General features: G+C 67.5%; 2 protein-coding genes. Both read left to right on the forward strand.

Going from position 1 to position 3879, the window contains the following annotated elements; genetic code table 11:
• A partial coding sequence (locus VFB18_RS05595) for a baseplate multidomain protein megatron (RefSeq protein WP_324972016.1) occupies window positions 1-2520 on the forward strand: 2520 nt, incomplete at its 5' end.
• A gap of 9 nt (window positions 2521-2529) precedes the next feature.
• Window positions 2530-3879 (forward strand): DUF2793 domain-containing protein (locus tag VFB18_RS05600; protein WP_324972018.1); only part of this gene is annotated, 1350 nt, incomplete at its 3' end.

Below are 3879 nucleotides of genomic sequence, written 5' to 3' on the forward strand. Positions count from 1 at the left end.
GCGCTTGCGGCGGATGTGCGGAGCGTGCTTCGCCCCGGCACCAAGATCACCTACGGGGCAGACTGGACCGAGCATCGCGGGCACCAGCCGCAAGACGGCTCGGGCGACGTCTATTTCCATCTCGATCCGCTGTGGGCCTCGAGCGCGATCGACGCCGTCGGTATCGACGTCTATTGGCCGTTGTCGGATTGGCGCGACGGCGAGGCGCATCTCGACCATCAGGCGGGGTGGCGGTCGATCTACGACCTCGACTATCTGCGCGGCAATATCAGGGGAGGCGAGGGCTTCGACTGGTACTATGCGGCGGCCGGGGCGACGGGTAACGAAGCGTCACCAGAGCGGATCGCGCAGACGCGGTTGCCGATCACCGACGGCGCCTACGGCAAGCCGTGGATCTACAAGCCGAAGGCGATCAAGGAGTGGTGGCAGAACCACCACTATCATCGCCCCGGCGGTGTGGAATCGGGGAGTCCCACGGCGTGGGTGCCGGAATCGAAGCCGATTTGGTTCACCGAGGTCGGCTGCCCGGCCGTCGACAAGGGCTCGAACCAGCCCAACGTGTTCATCGACCCGAAGAGCTCGGAATCGTTCGCGCCCTTCTTTTCGCGCAGCGTCAGAGACGATCTGATCCAGCGCCGCTACCTCACGGCGATCTACACCTTCTTCGATCCGAGCCACGAGGACTATGTCGCGGATTCGAATCCGGTGTCCGGCTCTTACGGCGGGCGGATGGTCGATATCGACCGCATCTTCGCCTATACCTGGGACGCGCGGCCTTATCCCGCTTTCCCTTATGCCTTGTCGGTGTGGGCCGACGGCGGCAACTGGGAGCTCGGCCACTGGCTCACGGGACGCGTGGGCGGCGGCGCGCTTGCCGCGATCGTGCGCCAGATCCTCGAGGATTACGGCTTCACCCGCTACGAGGCGAGCCAGCTCTACGGCTTCCTCGACGGCTTCATCATCGACCGCATCATGTCGGCGCGCGAAGCGCTTCAACCGCTCAGCCTCGCTTATCTGTTCGACGCGCGGGAATCCGGCGGGCTGATCCAGTTCGCGCATCGCGGGCTGATCGGGTCACTCGCGAGCATCGCGCCCGACGATCTGGTCGAGACCGACGCCGAGGCGCCGCTCTACACGATCACGCGCGGGCAGGAGACCGAGCTGCCGCTCTCGGCCAAGGTCACTTACGTCGATGCGAGCCAGGATTACGCTCAGGCCGCGGTCGAGGCGCGCAAGCTCGGCGTGAGGAGCGACCGTGTGTCGGGCGCCGAGCTTCCCATCGCCATGAACCAGGGCGCGGCGCAAGCAATCGCCGAGACCTGGCTCGAGGATGCCTGGGCCGCGCGCGAGCGGGCGAGCTTTGCGCTGCCGCCATCGCGCCTTGCCCTCGAGCCTGGCGACGTGGTGACGCTCGCGGCCGGCGCGAGGAGCTATGCCCTCCGCATCACTGAGACGCGCGACGCCGCGTTCAAGTCGGTGGAAGCGCGCTCGGTCGAGCCGTTCAGCTTCGATGCGCTGCCGGTGCCGCAGCGGCGAAGGCCGATCGATGTCGTCACCGTGTACGGGCCGACCAGCGGTTTCTTCCTCGATCTGCCGCTCCTCCGGGGCGATGAGCTGCCGCAGACGGGCTATGTCGCCGCCAACGCCGACCCTTGGCCGGAGGCTGTGGCGTTCTACCGCTCGCCGTCATCGAGCGGCTACGAGCTGAATACGATCGTGGGCGCGCGGCCCGTGCTCGGCAAGACGGCGTTCGGATTCTATTCGGGCCCGCTCTACCGATTCGACAAGAGCAACGTGCTCCGCGTCGTGCTGGATTACGGCGAGCTCGTTTCGGTGACCGAGGAGGCGCTGCTCAACGGCGCGAACTACGCCGCGATCGAGACCGAGGACGGGGCGTGGGAGCTGATCCAGTTCCGGACCGCGACGCTGATCGCGCCCGTTACGTACGATCTGTCGATCCTCTTGCGCGGGCAGGGCGGCACCGAGCGAGCCATGCGCGATCCGGTTGCGGCGGGCGCGCGCTTCATCCTTATCAACAGCGCGGTGACGCCGGTCGATCTCAGGCCCGACGAGATCGGGCTTCCGCTCAACTACAAATTCGGACCGGTGAGCGAGAGCCTCGATGCGCCGTCCTATGGCAGCGCGGCGCACGCGTTTCAAGGGCTGGGCCTCCGGCCGCTCGCGCCGGTCCACCTGCAGGGCAAGCGCAACCCGTCGAATGGCGACTGGACTTTCCTTTGGGTACGCCGGACGCGCGTGGCGGGCGATAGCTGGGAAACTGTCGAAGTCCCGCTCGGCGAGGATGAGGAGCGCTACCGGCTCGAGGTTCTCGACGCGCCGGGCGGCGACCCGGTGAGGACGGTGGAGGTCACGAGCCCCGCCTTCCTTTACACCGCGGCGATGCAGACGGCGGATTTCGGTTCGGCGCAATGGAACGTGTCGATCCGCGTGGCGCAAATCTCGCCGAGCTACGGGCCCGGCGTTCCGGCCGAGCAGCTCACCTACGATTACCAGCACTGAGGACGGGCCATGGCCGAAGAAAGCGCGAAGCTCCGCATCCCCTACATCGCCGCCTCGCAGGCGCAGAAGCACGTCACCCACAACGAGGCGATGACCCTGCTCGACACGCTGGTGCAACTCTCGGTCAAGGACAAGGACTTGACCACGCCGCCCGTGAGCCCCGCCGAAGGCGACTGCTATATCGTGGCGGGCGCGGGCGGAACCGCGACCGGCGCGTGGGCCGGCTGGGAAAAGCGTGTCGCGCGGTTCATCGACGGCGAATGGCGCTCCTATCTGCCGGGCGCAGGCGCGGGCGCGGGCTGGCTCGCCTGGGTCATGGACGAAGACGCCATGTACCGCTTCGACGGCACGGCCTGGGCGCTCGCCGGCATCGAAGGGCCGGCCGGCCCAGCGGGGCCGGCGGGACCCACGGGTCCGGCTGGGCCTGCGGGCGCTTCGTCTCTCACCATCTGCCGGGCCAAGACCACGGCGAACGTGAACCTCGCCGGCGGCGGCCTCGCCAACGGCACGACGCACGACGGCGTTACGCTCAACACCGGCGACCGCGTGCTCGTCACGCAACAGACGGCTGCGGCCGAGAACGGCGTCTATATCGTGCCCGCCACGGGTGCGGCCAGCCGCGATGCGGCCTTCGACACCTATGACGAGCACCCGGGCGTCTATTTCTCGGTGATGGAGGGAACGGCGAACGCCGACACGCTGTGGCGCTGCACCTCGAACCGGGGCGGCACGCTCGGATCGAGCCCGATCGCGTTCGGCCAATTCACCGCTGGCGGAGGCGGGGGCCGCGAGAAGCTCGCCGCCAACCGCACCTACTACGTCCGCGCCGACGGCAGCGACAGCAACAATGGCCTGACCGATAGTGCGGGTGGAGCGTTCCTCACCATCCAGAAGGCCCTGAACGTCGTCTACGGCACGCTCGATCTCGGCGGCTTCGACGTGACCATCCAGGTGCGGAATGGCACCTATGCCGCGGCGAGCCAATCTTCGCCGCAAGTCGGCGCCGGCAACATCACCCTATTGGGCGACACGACCACGCCCGGCAACGTGACGATCTCCTCGGCGGGAACCTGCCTCACCGTTTCCGGGCAGGCAACGAAGCTCTCCGTCGGCGGCATCAAGGTCACAAGCTCGGGCGGTGCCGGCATGACCGCTATGAACGGCGGACTGCTCCAGATTACCGGGAAATGCGAGTTCGGTGCGTGCTCGACCTGGCACATCAGCGCGGAGAACGGAGGAACCGTCACCAAGACCGGGATCAACTACACGATCTCGGGCGGCGCCGGCGCGCACATGATGGCCGCCGGACTTGGCCTTGTCTCCAACCTTGGCGGAACCATCACTCTGACCGGGACGCCC

The organism is Methyloceanibacter sp. (genome assembly GCF_035650995.1).
Lineage (GTDB): Bacteria > Pseudomonadota > Alphaproteobacteria > Rhizobiales > Methyloligellaceae > Methyloceanibacter.